This window comes from Saprospiraceae bacterium, assembly GCA_016710235.1.
Taxonomy (GTDB): Bacteria; Bacteroidota; Bacteroidia; order Chitinophagales; family Saprospiraceae; genus Vicinibacter.
Genome location: JADJLG010000001.1, coordinates 2,170,028 through 2,190,042, shown reverse-complemented (window position 1 = coordinate 2,190,042; position 20,015 = coordinate 2,170,028). Strand labels below are relative to the sequence as shown.

Sequence of the window (20,015 nt, the reverse complement as noted above, 5' to 3'; positions counted from 1 at the left end):
AATAATCACCCACCAGAAAGCTTTCTTCCAATTAGTTCTATTGAAACACTATAATGAGTCAAAATACCCTCAAATTCATGGCTTTGGAGCTTGCTGCAATTACTGGAATAGATTTTTTTTGAACACACCAAGCAACGATAAAAGAGGCCTATATTCTTAAACCAATTCTTGAAGCATAGACTTTGTCACCCTTAAGTCAAATCTAAACCCTTGATATATCAGCCAATGTTACTCTCAATGCAATAAGGACAAAATATTGGATGATATAAATGTCATATTAAGATGCGATAAATTCGCTTATAGTTCCTCATAAATCCTTGAGAAGGTGGCACAAACATCACCAAAGTGATCCAAGGCTGGACAAAATTCTCATATAATATTTTGATCTAATTTGTAATTCTCTTGAGTATTATTGCATGTTTGCTACCTAAGATGTCCCACTACTAAAAATGGGTTTCATTTTGATGATGTATACTTGTAAGAAGAATCAACGAGGTGGTAAGCCAAATTTGAAATTGTAGCTTGTTCTTTTGTTGTTGTTCAAAAATTTTCGCATGAGCGATCTAGTAGCTTTTATTCATATTTCGCTCTAATTCCCTTTTTTGGTCTTTCTCCTTCAGACTTTCTCTCTTGTCAAAGGATTTTTTACCGGAAGCCAGCACGATTTCAACTTTTGCAAAGCCCCTTTCATTAAAGAAAATGCGGTATGGAATGATGGTTTTACCTTTTTCAGTTACTTTTCGTTCCAATTTGGCTAATTCCGTGCGGTGCAGTAGCAGTTTCCTCGGTCTTTTTGGATCGTGGTTTTGTATATTCCCTTCTTTATATTCTGAAATATGAATATGGTGTGCCCACAACTCTCCTTTTTCGAAACTGCAATAAGCATCACTCAGGTTAGCCTGACCTGCCCTGATCGACTTGATTTCTGTTCCGGTAAGCAAAATACCGGCTTCAAATGTTTGCTCAAAAAAATATAAATATGTCGCCTTACGGTTGACAATTTCCAAACTCATTTTGTACTTACTTTCCTAAATTCAAAATCCACTTTTTTGCTTCCATCCAAATTTTGAATCAATGCTGAAACGGTACTATCAGCATTGTGTCGGTATGCAATGATCTGCGGATAATCGTTTTTCTCATTTTCAAATTTTAATTGCCAGCCTGGATCCGGAATCATCTTGAATAAAACCGGATCGCTCGCTTTGGGCAGCTTCACTTCGAGCATCCATTCCTTTGCCAGCCTGAATATTTTCATGGTTTCCATGATTTCTGCTGTGCCGGATTCCATAGAATAAGACACCCCAAGAAACTCAGCATCTGTGACTTTCATCCATTTTTCATAGACTTCCCTATCCAATTGTTTCCATTTTCCCACCAACCAATCTACTTGGACAGCTTTCTGATTGACAAGTTTGGTTTGAGGTGCACAGGACATCACTGTTATAAGTGAGGCAATGAGAGCAAAAATCCCTAAGATTTTCATCGTTCGAAGGTTTAAATTTTATTTTTTACAAATCTAGTCATTTCTGAAAACAGGTGCAATCTAGCTCTATCTCCCGATATCCCGTGTGATCTGTTCGGGTAAACATACAAATCGAATGATTTATTGTTTCTGACTAATGCGTTTATCATTTCAGCAGTGTGTTGGAAATGGACATTGTCGTCTCCCATCCCATGTACCAGCATATAATTGCCCTTCAAACGGTCAGCCAACAAAACCGGTGCATATTCTGCAAATCCATTACTATTCTGTTTTTCATCTTTCATGTACCTTTCTGAATACACCGAATCGTACCATTTCCAATGGGTAACAGGTGCTACTGAGATAGCTGATTTGAAAACATCATTTGATTTCAAAAGGCAAAGTGAGGACATATATCCTCCATAACTCCAACCAAAAATGCCTATACGGTCACCATCGACAAAAGGAAGAGTCTTGAGGTAAAGAGCTGCGTCGGTCTGATCTTCGGTTTCCATTTTGCCCAGATGCAAGTAAGTTTGTTTTTTGAATTCTTCACCTCTGCCTCCTGTTCCTCTGTTGTCAGAAATGCAAATCAAATATCCATCAGAGGCTAACATATTGAACCACCAGGTATATTTAAAACTATTCCATTTGTTGAGCACGAGTTGGCTACCTGGTCCACCATATACATTCATCAGCACTGGATATTTTTTGCTTGGATCAAAGTCGGAAGGCTTTATCAGGATGGCATTTAGACTGTCGCCAAACCTGTTTGCAATGCGCAGATGCTCCACATCAGCCAAATCATAATCCGCTAACTTGCTTTGCAGGCTTTGGTTATCCTCCAATTTCTTGATGACACGGGAATTTCTGTCGACAACGAAATACTTAGGTAACTGATAGCTGGTACTGTGGTTGACGATAAAATATTTCCCGCCCGGACTCATATCGGCATCATTGGTACCGCTTTCGCAGGCAATACAAGTTTTTTCATTTCCATCTATACCAGAACGATAGATCTTCCTATCGAGTCCGTCATTATCGCTGATTTGAAAATAAATTTCAGATTGTGATTCATTGACTCCAAGTACCTGGGTAATTTCATTCTTACCCTGTGTAATTTGTTTTATTTTTTTTCCATCGAGTCCATAATGATACAAATGGTTATACCCATCTATCTCACTGGTCCAAAGGAAACCTTTAGCCCCTTTGAGGAACAGAAGATTGTCATGGATATCGATATATCTTGAATTTGACTCATGAAAAATGCTTCTCGCCTCAGCCGTATTTAAGTCTGCGAGGAATAAATCCAACTCGTTTTGCCATCTGTTGATCCGAATGACAGAAACTTGTTGGTCTGATGCCCATTTGAGTCTTGGGAAATAGCTGCCATCATCCTCTGTTGCAGGAAATTTTATTTGTACATTTTTTTTCTTTTTCAAATTGTAGAACCAGGCACTTACCAAAGAATTTTTCTCCCCTACCTTTGGATATTTAAATCGGTATTCTACCGGATAATTTGCTCTTAAATAATATTCTATCGAACTTTCCTTTACCTGACTTTCATCGAATTTTAAATAAGCGATAGTACTGCCATCAGGAGACCATTCAAATGCTCTGGTCATGGTAAACTCTTCTTCATACACCCAATCTGAAGCACCATTGATAATAGAATTTTTTAAACCATCTCTCGTTACTCTTTTGGTCTGACCAGAAATCAGGTCTTTAATATAAATATCATTATTCAATACATAAGCAACCTTATTACCCTGAAGATTAAATTGAGGATACATCACTTTGCCTTCCTCACAGAGTTTTTGCACCATGTTGGTATTTAGGTCAAGAACATAAACATCTGAAGAAAAAGAATACCTGTATATCTGGTCTTTTTGGGAATGGAGGAGTAGTTTTCTTTCGTCAGCAGAAAAACTATAGTCCTGAATATCGAAATTGAGCCAGGAGCCATCAAATATGAGGCTTGGTTCGCTTGATGCCAACAAATGTGATTTAAGAATCTTTTTATCTAGCCAATACGTATAATGTTCCCCATCATTCATGAAGAAAAACTGAGGCACCGATTTTACAGAAAACGTATTTCTTTCAGTAAAATCTTCCACAGTGATTTTCTTTTTCTGGGCAGATACTTGTCCTCCGAAGATTAGTGAGGCAAAAACAAAAAGATAAGTTAGTTTTATTGACTTCATTTATAATTAAAGCTTATTTGTCAATGAATTGTCAAATATTCATTGCCGGTTCATTCCTGGATTATTCCGACTGGATGGGCAAAGGTATTAATTCCTTAGAATCCGTCCATATTGAACATTATGTGGAAGAAGAAATGCCACAAAGCAAGGTTTCGAATCAAAGAAAGTGATGAGCTGTTTATAATTCAAGATCATCTCCGGAAATTGCCTTTTCCAAACGAATGAAATACTTGAGTTTAAAATAATATTGGATGAGTTTATCAACCAAAGGATCTTCAAGCTTATCAAGCTGGTCGATGGAGAGGAGATCTTTCTGCATGTGATGCAGCTGGAACTCTTTGTAGTCCTCGATTTCTGACCGAACAGTCTCAATATCATCTGAACTGTCTTGCAGCATTGCATCTTGAATTTTCTCGTGCAAATCCATCATTTGCATAATAAATCCTTGATCTTCAAAAGGCACATTTTCTTCTATGGCTTGCCCTCGAAAAAGTTCTATGATGTGTTTTAATCTTAAAATGGGATCAGAAAGAGTTTTGTAAGCTTCATTGAGCTTGCTGCTTTCCGCTTGAGCGTCAGCATCCTGATTTTGATCGGGATGGGTTTGCCGGCTCAATACATAGAATTGCTTGCGCAAGGCAGTCAGATCGACATAATAATGAACGGGTATTTTAAATAATTCAAAGTAGTTGATCATCCCTTTCCGAAGATCCTAAACAGATCCATACCATTTGCAAACAACAATAAACCCAATAACAATATAAATCCAACCATAGTTGCTTTCTCAACAATGCTATCCGGTACTTTTCGACCTGTGACGACCTCTACCAATAGAAAAACTACGTGTCCTCCATCCAAGCCCGGAATCGGCAATAGGTTCATAAAACCAAGTATTATGGATAAAATTGCAGTCATTCTCCAAAAGGATTCCCAGTCCCATGTTTTTTCGAACATACCTGCAATGCTTGCAAAACCACCTAAGCTATCTTTTGCTTTAATCTCGCCCGAAAACATTTTGCCAAAGGCCTTCAATTGATTGGAAATCAGGTCTATTCCTTCTTTCACTCCAAGAGGAATCGACTGGAAGAACGAGAATTTTTCTCTACCAATTTTGTATTGTTTATCCATCGGGGTCCAATAGACTCCAATCCTACCATCTTCTCCGATATTTAAATCATAGGTGATTGTATCTGTCCCTCTCACCAATTGTATAGGGAGCTGCACATTTTTTCGTCCTGCGAGAACAGATTGCACCTGATGAATATAAGGTGTGGGTTTCTGATCCAGACTCAAAATCAGGTCGCCTGCTTGCATACCGGCTTTTGAAGCTGCACTGCCTTTTATTACTTCTTTTACTATTGAACTCATTGGAATCGTCCATAGTGTGAGTCCTTTCGCGGATGGTTTGGTTAGCTCTTGCACTAAGACAGGATCCACCAATATATCGACCATTTGTCCACCTCTGCGGACTGTAAATTTTCTTTGATCTTCCAAAACCATCCCTTTCACCAAAACGCTACGGTCAAATCGATCCAAATTTTTATCACCCATTTTGAGGATGATGTCACCATCGCGAAAGCCCATCTTGTAAGTAAGGCTGTCGACCAGAATTCCGTTTTTTAGCTCTTGAGTAGGTATATAGGAAGAGCCCAAAAGCCAAATCATCATGGCAAAAATGAAAAATCCAAGTAAAAAATTTACCGTAACACCTCCCAGCATGATGATGAGACGTTGCCAAGCCGGCTTTGATCTGAATTCCCAAGGTTGGGCTTCTTTTGAAAGCGAGGCCGTATCAAAACTTTCATCTACCATCCCTGCTATCTTGACGTAGCCGCCAAGTGGCAGCCAACCGATGCCATATTCAGTCTCCCCAATTTTCTTTTTTACCAACGACACCCAAGGATCGAAAAAAAGGTAAAATTTTTCAACTTTTGTTTTAAACCATTTAGCAGGGAGAAAGTGTCCCAATTCGTGAAGGACCACCAGCAAACTCAAAGAGAGCAGAAACTGGCTGATCATAATAAAATAACCCATGCGATAAAAATATGCTGCATTAACGTCAAAATCCTAATTTTGGTTCTCTTTGTTAAAAAGAAGGCCAAAAGACATAGATTTTATCCATCCAATTTACCAAATGTGTTATAAATGGATTTATTTTTAGGAAATCAAATCGATAGTGAAGTATTCCATTTAAATGAAGAGGAGTCACATCACTGCGTACGCGTATTGAGGCATAGGTTATATGACGAAATCCTTGTAACAGAATTTCAAGGTAAAATATGGCAAGCCACAATAGTCGATCTCTCATCGACATTAGTAAAGTGCCGAATCACCAAAGTATTTCGTGAAGAACGGTTGACTAATCTGAGCATAGTCGCTTTTGGGATGCTTCAGGATCGGGAACGCATGGAATGGATGGTGGAAAAAATGACTGAATTTGGTGTCGATATAGTCATTCCCTTGAAAAGTGAGAGAAGTATGAAATCAAACCTTAATTTGGTTAGGCTTGGTAAAATCATCACAGCTGCCTGTAAACAAAACCTACGTACCAAAAAACCCATCATTGCTGAAATTCAAACAATCCAGCAATTGATTGCCAGTCAACCCATTGCTCAGAAATTTGTAGCTCATTGTCAGGAAGAAATTAAAACGTCACTATGGGATGTGGTTCAGTCCGGTAAGGATGCGTTGATATGCATTGGGCCGGAAGGTGACTTCAGTTCAAAGGAAATCGAACTCATGCTCCACAACGGTTTTCAAGCAGTGAGTTTAGGACAAAGAAGATTAAGATCTGAAACAGCCGCTATTGCAGCTTGTCATATATTTGCCATGAAAAGTGAGTTGGAAAATGAAGATTAAAAATTGGTTTCTTTTATTCGCTGTGGTGGGTACTGTTTCAGCTGCGGTTCCTCCTTCTTTGAAACTAGCTCTGCTGAAGTACAATGGCGGAGGAGATTGGTATGCCAATCCTACGAGCTTAACCAATCTGAGCAAATATTGCAACCAAGAGCTAAAAACGAAATTTGATCCTGATTATGCTACAGTAGAGGTAGGAAGTGCTGAAATCTTCAACTATCCTTTTATTCACATGACGGGACATGGAAATGTAGTATTTTCAGATCTTGAAGCCAAAAACTTAAGAACTTACCTGGAGGCCGGAGGCTTTTTACACATAGATGACAATTATGGGATGGATCCTTTTGTGAGGCCAGCTATGAAAAAAGTATTTCCAGAGCTCGATTTTGTCGAACTCCCATTTTCTCATCCAGTTTACCAACAAAAATTTAGCTTTAACCGCGGGTTACCCAAGATTCATAAGCACAATGATAAAGCGCCTCAAGGATTTGGACTTTTGTGGAAAGGTAGACTGGTTTGTTTTTATTCATATGAATGTGACCTCGGCGATGGATGGGAAGATAAAGAAGTGCACAAAGATCCAGAAGAAGTAAGAATTCAAGCATTAAAGATGGGAGCAAATCTAATCAGGTACGTATTCAGCAATTAATTTATTGGTCTGGTATTGCTGATCTATAATTCACTTAATTCTTGGCCGTTGTTCTGAATCGTGAGGGTTTGAGTTGCTATCCTACGCCAACTCTTGGTATTGTCTTTTTTGAAACACTGTACGATATAAATTCCAGCCTGATTGTATTGTATGATCATATGGGTTGAGGTCATTTGTTTCCTGACTCCATTCCCAAAATCAAGAAGAAACATTTCATCAGGTCTGTAATTGATAAAACTTACTTTGAGGGGATGATTGACCACTGCTTCCCCTTCGATCAACAATTGCGAACCCATTGAAGCATCCATCCCTTCCGCAAACGGCCTTGCCGACGGTGTATGGGCTCCTTCCTGAAAAACTACTGCCGGTGAACGATTCAAATCTTTGGTTCTCAATTCGATATACTTGTCCAATAGGAAATAAGAACCTATTGCGCCGAATACAGCTATAGAGATAGATAAAATTTTGTCTTTTGTACGCTCAGACAGATTGTGTTGTCTCAATAGAGCAAGCGGATTAAATTCGCGTTCCATGGATTCGATAATTGGGTGAACAAACATAGTGTATAATTATCAATTTTAATATCTTATTTGCCTAATTATTAATATTTTATAAATTATATTTATTTTTAATTTGTTATCAAATAGAAACATATTAAAAAAAATGCCAAATGATACATGGGTGCGCTTCTCTGGGTAGCTACTTAGAATTCTCCGTATAAATTAAGATATAGGACAGTATATTTGTCCTTATCGACTACCTTCGCTAACTCATTTATATCAAATCACAGATGGATTGGATTCAACAATTGATTGATTTTATACTTCACATTGATGATCACCTTGTGGAATTAGTCGCGAATTATGGCATTTTCATTTACATTATACTTTTCCTGATACTTTTCGCAGAAACGGGTCTGGTCATCGCTCCATTTTTGCCTGGAGATTCACTATTGTTTGCAGCGGGTGCCTTGGCGGCTAGTGGGAACATGAATGTGTGGATCCTGATTTTGGTCTGTATTGCAGGAGCGATTTTGGGTAACCAGGTAAATTATATGATTGGAAAATATATTGGGCCCAGAGTTTACTCTCAAAATTTCAAATGGATCAGAAAGCAGCATATTGACAAAACTCATCAATTTTATGAAAAGCATGGAGGAAAAGCTTTGATCATTGGTAGATTTCTTCCCTTCATAAGAACATTTGTGCCCTTCATTGCCGGGGTTGGAAATATGGAAGTCGGAAAATTTACTTTCTATAATATAATTGGGGCTTTGGTCTGGGTGATTCCGATCGTAATGGTTGGATATCTTTTTGGCAATATACCTTTCGTAAAGGAACATTTTTCCATTATTGTTCTCATCATCTTATTACTGAGCATGATACCATTATTTGCTGGTCTGATTACGGGCTTATTGAGTATGAACAAGAAATCGGACACAGAAGAATAAAACAAGCAATTGGCCATATGAAGTACTTGATTTTGAACAATTTAAAACTGCTTTTTGGCCTGCTCTCAATTGCAATAATACTCCATCTTTTTCAGGCAATCGAATGGATTCACATTCCACATGACGCACTTTTTTTGGTGCGATGGTCCACTGTCTTGCTTATGTGTACCTATGCTTTGTTCAGAAAACAGTTGACTACTTGGATTTTTGTAAGCATGATATTGGGTATTTGTATAGGTTACGACTTCCCATTATTAGGAAAAGAGTTGAATATTTTGAGTAAAATATTCATCAAAATGATCAAGACGATCATTGCGCCACTGCTATTTGGCACTCTGGTAGTTGGAATCGCTGGTCACTCCAATCTCAGGCAAGTGGGAAGATTGGGTTGGAAGTCCCTTGTATATTTTGAAATTGTGACTACCACTGCACTGATCATTGGACTTGTAGCAATCAATTACTCTAAAGCCGGAATCGGCATTCCTGCTTTTCATTCGGATGAAAAATTGCCCGAAATTGCAAAAGCCATGGGATGGAAAGACATTGTGCTTCACACTTTTCCAGAAAACTTCATCAAGTCAATCAGTGAGGGACAAATCTTGCAAATTGTAGTCTTCTGTATTCTTTTCGCTGTTTCACTATTACTTATAAAAGGGGCTAAAAGGAAACCCATACTTGACTTTGCAGATTCGCTATCGCATACCATGTTCAGCTTCACAAATCTGGTCATGTACTTCTCCCCCTTTGCAGTAGGCGGAGCATTGGCATATACAGTTTCAAACATGGGTCTTGGAGTATTAGCTAATCTCCTTCAATTGCTTGGCACATTGTATCTTGGTTTATTGGTACTTGTATTCGGTGTTTTTTTGCCTTTGGCTTGGTTTTCTGGAGTCCGGATAAGAAGGTTTCTGCGATATGTGAGCGAACCGTTGAGCATAGCTTTTGGAACGGCGAGTTCTGAAGCAGCACTGCCTATTGCCTTGGAAAATATGGAAAAATATGGGGTCTCCAGGGAGGTAGTATCTTTTGTACTTCCTACAGGTTTAAGCTTTAACCTGGATGGAACTACTTTGTATCTTTCAATGGCTTCGATTTTTGTGGCTCAGGCAGCAGGTATCCAGCTCAGCATCGGCCAGCAAATTACGATGATGCTCACACTCATGTTGACTTCCAAAGGTGTCGCAGGGGTTGCACGAGCCTCTTTGGTAATTCTTGCCGGGATGGCATCCAGCTTTGGATTGCCGGATTGGCCGATTGCTGCTATACTAGGCATAGATGCTTTAATGGATATGGCCAGAACAGCGGTCAACACACTGGGGAATTGTCTTGCCACTGTGATTGTAGGAAAGTGGGAAAATGAGGTTGATGAGATGCGAGAAGATTGATTCAATAATGCACAGTTAGTTTCCAATTTCTTAAGCTTATAGATCCTTTTCCAGGAATATCTCAACTCCGCAGAACAATGAGCTTCTTCAAATCGTTTATGTTTTTTTTATGTCACAAAGACCTAAAATCAGTAGAGCGAGTTTGCTCAAATCCTATCGGATTTTTCGATATATAAAACCATATGGGACTTCTTTCATTCTGGGGATGATCTGTTTGGTGATTTCCAGTTCGATGTTTATGATTTTTCCAGGAGCTGCAGGTGAAATGGCCAATGCTGCTATTGGAAAAGGTCATTGGAACATTCCAGTGGAAAATTTCGGCTGGATATTTCTGGCGATATTGATTGTTCAGGGTGCATTATCTTATTTGCGGACTGTTTTTTTTGCTCAGGTAAGTGAAAAAGGGATTGCCGATGTGCGTAAAGCATTGTTTGCTAAAATCATTGGCCAAAATATTTCTTTTTATGAGAATCACAGAATAGGTGAATTGACAAGTAGGCTTACTGCTGACATTGAACAGCTGCAGTCGGCATTTTCAATTACGCTTGCCGAATTGATTCGACAGATCGTAGTTCTGATATCAGGTCTGGTCATCATTGGATGGATGGCACCTAAATTATCCTTAATCATGCTGTTGACATTCCCGATAGTGGTCGTTGCCTCAGTCTTCTTCGGAAGATTTATCAGAAAATTATCCAAAAATCGGCAGGACAGTCTAGCAGACACAAACATCATCGTTGAGGAAAGTCTTCAGTCATTTCATACAGTAAAAGCTTTTGGAAATGAGCATTTTGAGTATTCCAGATTTCAGGATTCTATCCAAAAAATGGTACAAATCTCGCTGCACTATGCCCGAATGAGGGGTGTGTTTTTCATCTTCATTATTACCGTACTATTTGGAGGTTTATTCTTCATCCTATGGCGTGGTGCCATGTTAGTCCAAGCAGGAGAAATGAAAGCAGGTGATCTATTTTCATTTATCATTTATACCGGCATAATTGGAGGCGCAATTGCTGGGTTGGGAAACTTGTATTCAACGCTTGCAGGGTCTATAGGTGCAACAGAGAGAATCCAGGACATCCTGGATTTGGATGAAGAAATTGACCCCGTTCAAAGCAATGATAATGTTGCTAAAAGAATGCAAGGAGACATTTCATTACAAAATGTGAGTTTCCGATATCCTTCCAGGCCTGAGATTACTGTGTTGAGTAACATCAGTTTTCATGTCAAAAAAGGACAACGGATTGCATTGGTGGGTCAAAGTGGTGCGGGGAAATCGACTTTGATACAATTACTCCTGCGATTTTATCCCGTTTCTCAGGGACAAATTGAAATAGATCATAAAGATATATACGATTACGATCTGAAGGCATTCCGAAAAAATTTTGCTATCGTACCCCAAGAGATTATTCTTTTTGGTGGAACTATAAGGGAGAATATACTATATGGCAAACCTGATGCTACTGAAGCAGAGCTGGTCTCAGCTGCTGTAAAGAGCAATAGTATGGAGTTCATTGAAGCTTTTCCTGAAGGCCTAAACACCATTGTTGGTGAAAGAGGTATTAAGCTGTCCGGAGGTCAAAAACAAAGAATCGCCATCGCACGTGCTATCCTCAAAGATCCGGCTATTTTGATTCTGGATGAAGCAACTTCTGCTTTGGATGCGGAGTCTGAAAGGATCGTGCAAGATGCACTTGATAAACTCATGCATGGCAGGACATCTATCATCATAGCTCACAGACTTTCTACTATCCGAGCTGCGAACTGCATTTATGTTCTCAAAGAAGGAAAAATTGTAGAGTCCGGCACTCATGAAGAACTGTTGAATGAACATTCAGGAGTGTATAAAAATCTGGTACAGCTTCAGTTGGAACATCAGGAGTAGTCTTTTATTTTTGTAGAGACACAAAAAGCAATGTAAATTGCAGACCAAACAATAAGAAATGCTTAGGTATCTGAAAATTTTGATTGCTTTACTGTGCCTGGGGACTGGCTCAATTCATGCACAGCTCAAGTTTAAAACACAGTTTTACACTGGTTTCGACCTGTATTGCTGGTACAAAAATCCCAGGTCGTCAGCAAGAGAATGTGAAGCCGGATTGAGCTCAGGCAGCGCTCTTTCTTCAGTTCCTATCGGAACAAGACTTTTAGTGGGTAAAGATAATTTTTCAATTTCTGCGGAAGCAGGTGCAGATCTACAATTTTTTGCTTTGGATGTCAACCACTTTAAAGGATTGGGAGCAGTTGCTTTTCCACTATTGTTAAAAATGAATTTTGGCGCAGTAAGTGGATTTTCAAAAACGAAATTGGTAGGTTGGAGCTTAGGTGGTGGAATTCAATACCAAAAAACTGAATTATTTTACCTTACCGAAGATTATAAAGATCTTGAAAGAAAGATTTTTCCAACTTATATCGGTGAGATTGCAATTGGGGGCGGTGTAAGAGGCTTTCAAACGAGTTACTTTGTAAGAGTGGGGTTTGGTAAATTGCAGGCGACCAGCGTCAATACAGGTTTTTATTTTTTCCTGGATTTGTCAGGTCCTAAAAATCAAAAACAGGCAACTATTATCGAACCCAGATCCATTTAATTAAATTTTTTACATTGCGATTTTCTCTAAAAAATCTAAACACTTTTGGCATTGAAGCACATTGCCAAAATCTCATTGAAATCAAATCAATCGCCCAGCTCAAAGAAATTGTACCGACATTGAAAAATACTCCATTAGTATTAGGAGGTGGTAGTAATATACTTTTTACCCAAGATGTCGAACAAGATATTCTACACAATACATTAAAAGGTATACAGCTGCTAGAAGAAAAAGATGAAAGTGCATTCATCAAAGTATTTTCAGGTGAAAACTGGCATCAATTTGTTGAGTGGTCGCTGTCCAAAGGATTTTATGGAATAGAGAATCTAAGTCTGATACCAGGAAGCTGTGGTGCTGCACCCATTCAAAATATTGGTGCCTATGGCGTAGAACTCAAAGATGTTGTAGATTCAGTCGAGGTAGTCGATTTTGAAGAAGGTAAAACACAAACCTTTACAAAAACAGAATGTAAATTCGGATATAGGGATAGTATTTTTAAAAATGAATTGAAGTCTAAAGTATTCATTACTTCCATCAACTTAAAATTAAGTAAAAATCCAACATTGATCCGCAGTGAGTACGGAAGCATTAAAGAGGAATTATTGAAGCAAGGAATCACAAATCCCACACCAATAGATATTTCAAAAACAGTCATCAAAATCAGGCAATCAAAACTACCTGATCCAAAAAATCTGGGCAATGCGGGGAGTTTCTTCAAAAATCCTGTACTTAGTTTAGAAGAATTCAACCTCATCCGGCACCACGACATGCCTTACTATCCACAAGCAGATGGAAATGTAAAAGTGCCCGCAGCTTGGCTAATTGAAAAATCAGGATGGAAAGGATACCGCAGAGGAGATGTAGGGTGTCATTATAATCAAGCTCTTGTACTAGTGAACTATGGCAAAGCCAGTGGATCGGATATTTTGAATCTTGCCAGAGACATTCAGACTGATATCATGGAGAAATACGGAATCACATTGCAACCAGAAGTTAATATTTGGCCATGAATGAACACGAAAAATTAGCTTGTTAAAATGAATTGTTGCATATTTCAAAATTGGAACACGAATTGCAAAAGACTAAAAGCATATTTTATATCGATGAGAGAGTGTATTTAATAGACTGAATATGAAATTGAATGATTTAAGATACCAAGCAATTAAATATTATAGGGAGGTTTCGGTAAAAGTTATCCTCGCGATATTGGTATTTTTGAGTCAAATAGAAATTGGATATTCTCAATGCAACATTCCGGGAAATTCAAATCCTGTAGAAGCATTCATTTTTTGCGATTTAGATATGTTAAATCAGCTCAAGTGTACGACAAACCCAAATGAGGACAATGCCGGCCTTCATTTTCTTTGCCCTCAAGGTGGAAAGGTTGAGAACGCATGGTGGTGGAGGTTTATCCCACACCAAAATAATATAGACTTCACTTTGAATGTTTCGCATTGCAGTAGCGGACAAGGTATACAATTTGCAATTTACGAAGGGGATCAGGCAAAAGAGGCTTTCTACTGCAGAACCATCTGTCTTTCAGAAGGCTCTCACAATATCCAAATCACCGGCTTGTATCCATGCAAAACGTATTATTTGGCAGTAGATGGTTGTAATGCAGATTATTGTCGATTTGACTTAATAGCCAAGGATATTCACAAACCAATATATCCGGATAGTTTTGAAATTGTAAGTTCTCACCAGAGTGATACATTGTGCCAAGGAGAGGAGGTGATTTTCTCTTATATAACGAATTACGAATCTTGCCATTTGAATCAAAAATGGAATATCCAGAATAAGCTCATATCCAAAACGTCCAAGGTCAATTTCAGCTTAAAAGACACAGGCGTAATAAATGTATGCCTTGATGTATGGTCAGGAGAAGAAAGTCAAACTGAAGCGTGTTTCTACAAGCAGATCTGCAAAAAATATTTTGTGCGTTCTCAACAAAGAACTGTGCTGAATGATACTGCCATTTGTTTTGAAAACTTGCCTTTTGTATGGTTTGGTGACACGATCAATACTTCAGGTACTAGACTGTATTCTAAATCTTTTTCTGACTCTAATCAATATTGTACTACTCTTTACCAACAGCGAATTGAAATATTTAAATCCCCTGATACGATATCATTATACAATTTGCTATGCTCCAATAAAACAAACTCTGATACCATCAACTATCGTGTGATTCAGGATATTCACCATTGCAATCAGATTGAAAAAACAGAACCCCTTTTCCTTCATGATGAAATCGCTGATGCAATTGGAGATACAATTTATTCTTGTAGTCATGATTTCATCTTTGTGGAACCAATTTTCTCATCAGAATTGGATACATTTTTACCACAATTGAAAATTAATTGGGATGAAGGCAATCAAAATACTTTGAACCCAGTATTTAAATTTGGTAAAAGTCGCTGGATCAGATATGAGGTAATTTATAATTCAACCTGCAATTTTGTCGACTCTGTATTTCTCAAAACTGATGGAAAATATTATAAACCAGAAATATTTGGTGTAAATAAAATTTGTCCTGATCAATCATATCTCATTGAAACAGGAAAAACTTACAAAAATTATAAATGGAGTACCGGTGATACATCGAGTTATACTATCATTACACAAGGCGGAAATTACTGCGTCGAAGTGACTGATCAATTAGGTTGCATAGGCAGTAATTGTTGGTTTGTAGCTGAATATCCGAAGCCAGTTGCAGGTATTAAAGGTGCCAACAGCTTCTGTAGCGGTGATAGTATTCAACTTGAATCTTCACAAATTGCAAATAGTTACTTTTGGAATACTCAGGATACAAGCGCAAGAATTTTTGTGCAGAAGCCGGGTGAATACTGTCTCACGGTCAGAACCCTTGCCGGTTGTGCAGATACTGAATGTATCACTATCAACGAAAAAGAGTCATATAAGATTGATCGTAGTGATTTCCTGTGTTCAGGAGACTCATTTTTTATTGCAAATTTCTTTCTAACGGATAGTGGCTTATATGATTTCAAACTGACGACTAAATCTGGATGCGACAGTGTGATCCGATTGCATTTGCGGATACCACCAGAAATTAAACTGGATTCTACCGGTATTCTCCCACAGCCAGACAATAGATTTCTGATACATCCCTATTTTTCAGGAGGAATAGGTTCATTGCAATTTAAATGGGAAACAGGTGAAACTACTAACTCGATAACTGTAGCTCAAGAAGGATCATATTCCATAGAGGTCTATGACAGTATTGGATGTATCAAAAAGTTTACAATATTGGCAAAAAATACAGGATCCAATGACTCTCCAATACCTATATTTCTGAAACAAAATCAGTGCCTCAACTCGGTTGAGTTTAAAAATTTTCTGCTACGTCTTGATGAAGATAAAATACCCGTTTATGCAAAACTTACACTTTCAACCGGACAATATCGGGAGATTGTGGGATTATCGGCTTTAATCAGAGATACAGAAAGGCTGACTCCCGGCTTGTATTATGTCACTTTGATAAACAGTAGCAATGAAATATCCACGATAAGGCTGTTGATTGCCAATAGATAATGACTACTCCTCCTCTTAAGAATCGTTACAAATCAAATCGAGTAGTGAAGAATAGTTCCATCAATCCTTTCAACTAAAGCTCGGTTTTCGGTAATATTTTTTAATATAATCAATGAAATACTTTTTGCAGTTATAAAGTTTTAATCTATCTTTACAATACCCACACCCAATTCGGTATGGGTATTCATTCATTATCATATTCTATTGCCATGGTTCGTTATTTATTTGCTATTATTTATACTGTATTCTCTATTTCTTTAGGATTCAAATTGAATGCCCAAGATACAATTACAGTTCAAACATTTACCTGGGATTCTGTGTCTAGGAATGCCTGGTTCTCTTTTCCGGATATTCCAACTTCAGAAATTGAGAGAATTAATTTGATCTACAATATGCGATGCCATGACGCTGCAGTAGGAGTAGGTAGTATTGGGTGTAGGGAGTGGGATTACAGCTGCAACACCTTCATCACAGATACAACAAGATTTGACTCAGTGCTTGCTAACCAAAAAAAATATATTATTCCCAATTATACAGAATCTGATTTTTATTACTCCAACTCGGCTACATATAATTGCGCTCAATATGTCCAAAAAAATGCAAGTTACTCATCGTTGTCCAATGCTATCAACGCGACAATTGGTATAAAAAATTCTGATATCAGTTTTAAGGATAAAGATGGTCGATATTTCTATTTATTTAAAGCTGTAGATCTTATCAATGGAGGATTGAAACCTGGTAAAATGCTGGCACTTAAATGGAATGCAAGCAAACCCGGAACATTATCATTTTTAAAAATAAATTTGAAAAATACAAATGATGATGAGCTTGACCCGACAAATGCAGATTTTAATTCTGCTACTGAGGTGTACTTCAAAAATACAGATTTCATTGCTGGTAGTAATACTCTAATTTTCCATAAAGAATTTAATTGGGATGGAGTTTCAAATATTCAACTGGAGTTAAGTTTTAACCTCAATAAAAACAACTCTACTCCAGAAATAGAGGCATTTAACGCTCAAAATCTAGCTATTGGATCCATAGAAGATACATGGAGTGTAGCGCAAACAGGAATGTTTGGACTGAATCTTCCTCCTCAAAAAATGAGCTCAGTAGCTGACGAGATAAGCATATCGTTCTGGGCGAATGGAGATCGGAATACCCTACCTGTCAATACGAGTTTTCTCGAAGCTGTGGACAAGCAAAATAATCGTCAGATCAATATTCACTTACCATGGAGTAACAGTTCAATTTATTGGGATTGTGGGTATTCAGGTGGATCCTATGACAGAATTGAAAAAGCATCTTCATCATCAGAATTCAGTGGTCAATGGACAAATTGGACTTTTACAAAAAATGCGCGCACCGGAATCATGAATATTTATAAAAATGGTTCGCTGTGGCATACCGGAACCGGGAAAACAAAACCCATCTCGGTAGACAGAATGAATTTATTATCTAATATAGATAATCAGCTTTCATATTATGGCAGAGTCAGCCACCTGAGTATTTGGAATAAGGAAATTGATTCCAGCACAATCCAAGATTGGATTCTTGATCCCGGCAATACAAATCATCCATATTATAATTCCCTACTCTATTATTATCCCATGAACCAAAATTCAAATCAGACTATAACAGATGTGGCTCCAAATCCTGCAACCATTCAAAATTCAGATTTTATCAACTGGTATAAAGAAACAGGTCGAAACCGAATTTCAGGTTATAGTAGTATTTCAGAGCTTCCGGTTACGACATTTGTACAAGGCACTCTTATAGGATATAAAGTGGAAGATATCAATGCAGTGGAAGAGATTCCAATGATGAAAATACCTGTCACTGAATTTGAGATTGAAAAAGGTGCACCAAAAATTGTAAACAGATATATCGTTTATCCTGGGGGTGATCTTTTAGTAAAAGATGAATCAGGAATGATCGTCGATTTTAAGACAACAAACTATGATGGGATTTTCACGCAAAAAGATATTCGATATCAAAGATTTTCACCTGCAAAATTTGAATTACTTTCTCTTGTAACACCATATGGCAATAATCTCGACCTAGGCAAAGAAGGTAAAACCTTTGTATTTGATGTCAGTGATTATGCGCCAATTCTCAGAAATTCTAAACGCCTAAGTATTGAAAACGGGGGAGAAAATCAGGAAGAACTTGATATAAAATTTCAGTTTATCAAAGGCAAACCGGCAAGAGAAGTAAAAGAAATTCAAAACATATATGCTTTTCAACTCGCATGGTTTCCGGATATCATATCTAGCAAGGTAATGGAACAAAGGAATTTGGTCCTTGACAATAGGGCAAATTCTTTTAAAATCAGATCTACTATAACAGGGCATGAACAAAATGGTGAATTCACGAGCAGATCACACTTTTTTAATGTGATAGGTTCCAAATCAAGCCAAAAATTTGATTTTACAGTTTGGAAAGAATGTGCCGATAACCCCATTTATCCGCAAGGTGGTACATGGATATTTGATCGAGCAGGATGGTGCCCAGGAGCAGCATCTGACGTTCATGAATTCCAAATCGGTCACTTGGGTGATCCGGGAACTGCTATCAAAATAGACTATGGACTGAACGGAGCCAATTTAGATGCAGCCAAATATCTGATTTCTTCTCAACTCGTCAGTTACGGGCCATCAGCATATTCACTTGATGCAGGTATTGAATCTATTGTAAGACCTAATTCTGAAAGAGTGGAATTCGAACGATTTAATCCAAGTTGCAGTAAACCCATGGTACAAATCAAGAATTTTGGAGCAACTGATATTTCAACTATAGATTTCAGTTATTATACAAACTCCGGTACAACTTATACATACAGCTATTCTGGAAATATCAAACCATTAGAAATAAAAAATATTGAACTTCCAATCCAAAATATGGAAATCTGGTCAAAGTCAACGGATTCCTTATTTACGGTTAAAATTGATAAAGTAAATCAGAAAGAAGACGATAATCCTCGCAATAATCTGGCGCTAAGTAAATTTAAATTTGTTAGGATTTTTGACTTTGATCCTGTTTTTGAATTGAGAACAAATAATGTTGCCAGAGACAATAGTTTTAGAATCAAGGATATGAATGGTCAAGTAATTATTGAGAAAAACAATCTACCTGCTGTTACAACTACCCAAGAAAATTTAATGCTTCCGGATGGATGCTATACTCTTGAAGTCATTGATGCCTCGGATGATGGATTGTCATTTTGGTTTTATCCCAATTTGGGCAACGGTAGTGTAGCATTCAAGAAAAGAATTAATACTGCATTAGCAACCATCCAATCCTTCAAAGCTGACTTTGGAAAAGGGTTCCAATTTGACTTTGTCATACGAAAAACAACTGATGCCTCTGACATAGAAATTCCGCTTTTGCTGAGCGTTTCTCCCAATCCAGCACATGCTTACGTAGATTTGAAAATAAGTAGTAACAAATTAAATCAAGCCAGTATTGAATTATTGAATGCTACTGGAAATTTGGTTTTTCATAAAAAAGTATCCAACCAAAATTCTGACTTCAATGAAACGATTTCATTAGAAAATCTGAGACCAGGTCTTTATCTGTTAAAAATAAAATCAGGCGCTCAGGAATATATAAAAAAATTGATCGTCGAATAATATAGACTAAAATATAAAATCCGGTACTTTTTACCGGTTTCAGACCAATAGAATGTTAGAGTAGAGTAAGGCAAATCTATTCCAACTTGGCTCAGATCTATTTTTGAAATAAATGAAGAAAAGTCAAATGAACTATACCATTCAATTATTCAACCAAACAAGCATTGGCTGTTTTTAATGGGTTTAAATGTATAAAGTAAAATGACTGAATAACTTACACATATTATTACGGTTCAT

Annotated in this window: 16 protein-coding genes; 10 read left to right on the top strand and 6 right to left on the bottom strand. The window is 37.6% G+C overall.

The features are described 5' to 3' along the window. Positions 1-563 precede the first annotated feature (563 nt). Genes smpB through IPI99_08690 form a run of 3 tightly spaced genes read right to left on the bottom strand, consistent with a single transcriptional unit; the run spans position 564 to position 3,666 of the window. Positions 564-1,013, bottom strand: a complete 450-nt coding sequence (gene smpB, locus IPI99_08700) for an SsrA-binding protein SmpB (protein MBK7340593.1) — start codon at positions 1,011-1,013, stop codon at positions 564-566. Beyond that, positions 1,010-1,483, bottom strand: coding sequence for a hypothetical protein (locus IPI99_08695; protein MBK7340592.1), 474 nt, complete (start codon positions 1,481-1,483; stop codon positions 1,010-1,012). The genes smpB and IPI99_08695 overlap by 4 nt, the downstream gene beginning before the upstream one ends. A gap of 11 nt (positions 1,484-1,494) precedes the next feature. Next, positions 1,495-3,666: a S9 family peptidase gene (locus IPI99_08690; protein ID MBK7340591.1), complete on the bottom strand. Its 2,172-nt coding sequence runs from the start codon at positions 3,664-3,666 to the stop codon at positions 1,495-1,497. Between the two features lie 23 nt (positions 3,667-3,689). Between IPI99_08690 and IPI99_08685 the strand changes: the two genes are divergently transcribed. Beyond that, on the top strand, positions 3,690-3,836 hold the full coding sequence (locus IPI99_08685) for a hypothetical protein (GenBank protein MBK7340590.1): 147 nt from the start codon (positions 3,690-3,692) through the stop codon (positions 3,834-3,836). Positions 3,837-3,844: 8 nt separating this feature from the next. Here IPI99_08685 and hscB read toward each other — a convergent pair whose 3' ends face one another. Further along, on the bottom strand, positions 3,845-4,363 hold the full coding sequence (gene hscB, locus IPI99_08680) for a Fe-S protein assembly co-chaperone HscB (protein MBK7340589.1): 519 nt from the start codon (positions 4,361-4,363) through the stop codon (positions 3,845-3,847). Further along, complete coding sequence (gene rseP / locus IPI99_08675) at positions 4,360-5,700, bottom strand: RIP metalloprotease RseP (protein MBK7340588.1); 1,341 nt, start codon at positions 5,698-5,700, stop codon at positions 4,360-4,362. Before rseP ends, hscB begins: the two co-directional genes overlap by 4 nt. A 111-nt stretch (positions 5,701-5,811) precedes the next feature. On the opposite strand from rseP, the gene IPI99_08670 reads away from it, so the two are divergent. Both IPI99_08670 and IPI99_08665 read left to right on the top strand, forming a co-directional pair. Next, positions 5,812-6,525 (top strand): 16S rRNA (uracil(1498)-N(3))-methyltransferase, encoded by a 714-nt coding sequence (locus IPI99_08670; protein MBK7340587.1) that lies wholly within the window; start codon positions 5,812-5,814, stop codon positions 6,523-6,525. Continuing rightward, a complete protein-coding gene (locus tag IPI99_08665; GenBank protein ID MBK7340586.1) occupies positions 6,515-7,171 on the top strand; it encodes a DUF4159 domain-containing protein in 657 nt (218 codons plus the stop codon). Before IPI99_08670 ends, IPI99_08665 begins: the two co-directional genes overlap by 11 nt. A 23-nt stretch (positions 7,172-7,194) precedes the next feature. Here IPI99_08665 and IPI99_08660 read toward each other — a convergent pair whose 3' ends face one another. After that, positions 7,195-7,704: a hypothetical protein gene (locus IPI99_08660; GenBank protein ID MBK7340585.1), complete on the bottom strand. Its 510-nt coding sequence runs from the start codon at positions 7,702-7,704 to the stop codon at positions 7,195-7,197. Between the two features lie 257 nt (positions 7,705-7,961). Between IPI99_08660 and IPI99_08655 the strand changes: the two genes are divergently transcribed. From IPI99_08655 to IPI99_08625, 7 genes are all read left to right on the top strand, one after another. After that, positions 7,962-8,621, top strand: coding sequence for a DedA family protein (locus IPI99_08655; protein MBK7340584.1), 660 nt, complete (start codon positions 7,962-7,964; stop codon positions 8,619-8,621). Positions 8,622-8,638: 17 nt separating this feature from the next. After that, positions 8,639-10,006: a cation:dicarboxylase symporter family transporter gene (locus IPI99_08650; protein ID MBK7340583.1), complete on the top strand. Its 1,368-nt coding sequence runs from the start codon at positions 8,639-8,641 to the stop codon at positions 10,004-10,006. Positions 10,007-10,115: 109 nt separating this feature from the next. Then, the gene (locus tag IPI99_08645; protein MBK7340582.1) at positions 10,116-11,891 is read left to right on the top strand and encodes an ATP-binding cassette domain-containing protein; all 1,776 of its coding nucleotides are present in this window, start codon (positions 10,116-10,118) and stop codon (positions 11,889-11,891) included. A 58-nt stretch (positions 11,892-11,949) separates the two neighbouring features. Beyond that, a complete protein-coding gene (locus IPI99_08640; GenBank protein ID MBK7340581.1) occupies positions 11,950-12,594 on the top strand; it encodes a hypothetical protein in 645 nt (214 codons plus the stop codon). A 14-nt stretch (positions 12,595-12,608) separates the two neighbouring features. Then, on the top strand, positions 12,609-13,604 hold the full coding sequence (gene murB / locus IPI99_08635) for a UDP-N-acetylmuramate dehydrogenase (protein MBK7340580.1): 996 nt from the start codon (positions 12,609-12,611) through the stop codon (positions 13,602-13,604). Between the two features lie 121 nt (positions 13,605-13,725). Further along, positions 13,726-16,146 (top strand): hypothetical protein, encoded by a 2,421-nt coding sequence (locus tag IPI99_08630; GenBank protein ID MBK7340579.1) that lies wholly within the window; start codon positions 13,726-13,728, stop codon positions 16,144-16,146. A 209-nt stretch (positions 16,147-16,355) separates the two neighbouring features. Continuing rightward, entirely contained in the window at positions 16,356-19,778 is a 3,423-nt protein-coding gene (locus IPI99_08625; GenBank protein ID MBK7340578.1) for a T9SS type A sorting domain-containing protein, read from the top strand. Positions 19,779-20,015 lie beyond the last annotated feature (237 nt).

Bases quoted from the DNA above. Each gene is read 5' to 3' on its own strand.
- smpB (MBK7340593.1), bottom strand. From the start codon at position 1,013: ATGAGTTTGGAAATTGTCAACCGTAAGGCGACATATTTATATTTTTTT.
- IPI99_08695 (MBK7340592.1), bottom strand. From the start codon at position 1,483: ATGAAAATCTTAGGGATTTTTGCTCTCATTGCCTCACTTATAACAGTG.
- IPI99_08690 (MBK7340591.1), bottom strand. From the start codon at position 3,666: ATGAAGTCAATAAAACTAACTTATCTTTTTGTTTTTGCCTCACTAATC.
- IPI99_08685 (MBK7340590.1), top strand. From the start codon at position 3,690: ATGAATTGTCAAATATTCATTGCCGGTTCATTCCTGGATTATTCCGAC.
- hscB (MBK7340589.1), bottom strand. From the start codon at position 4,363: ATGATCAACTACTTTGAATTATTTAAAATACCCGTTCATTATTATGTC.
- rseP (MBK7340588.1), bottom strand. From the start codon at position 5,700: ATGGGTTATTTTATTATGATCAGCCAGTTTCTGCTCTCTTTGAGTTTG.
- IPI99_08670 (MBK7340587.1), top strand. From the start codon at position 5,812: ATGGATTTATTTTTAGGAAATCAAATCGATAGTGAAGTATTCCATTTA.
- IPI99_08665 (MBK7340586.1), top strand. From the start codon at position 6,515: ATGAAGATTAAAAATTGGTTTCTTTTATTCGCTGTGGTGGGTACTGTT.
- IPI99_08660 (MBK7340585.1), bottom strand. From the start codon at position 7,704: ATGGAACGCGAATTTAATCCGCTTGCTCTATTGAGACAACACAATCTG.
- IPI99_08655 (MBK7340584.1), top strand. From the start codon at position 7,962: ATGGATTGGATTCAACAATTGATTGATTTTATACTTCACATTGATGAT.
- IPI99_08650 (MBK7340583.1), top strand. From the start codon at position 8,639: ATGAAGTACTTGATTTTGAACAATTTAAAACTGCTTTTTGGCCTGCTC.
- IPI99_08645 (MBK7340582.1), top strand. From the start codon at position 10,116: ATGTCACAAAGACCTAAAATCAGTAGAGCGAGTTTGCTCAAATCCTAT.
- IPI99_08640 (MBK7340581.1), top strand. From the start codon at position 11,950: ATGCTTAGGTATCTGAAAATTTTGATTGCTTTACTGTGCCTGGGGACT.
- IPI99_08630 (MBK7340579.1), top strand. From the start codon at position 13,726: ATGAAATTGAATGATTTAAGATACCAAGCAATTAAATATTATAGGGAG.
- IPI99_08625 (MBK7340578.1), top strand. From the start codon at position 16,356: ATGGTTCGTTATTTATTTGCTATTATTTATACTGTATTCTCTATTTCT.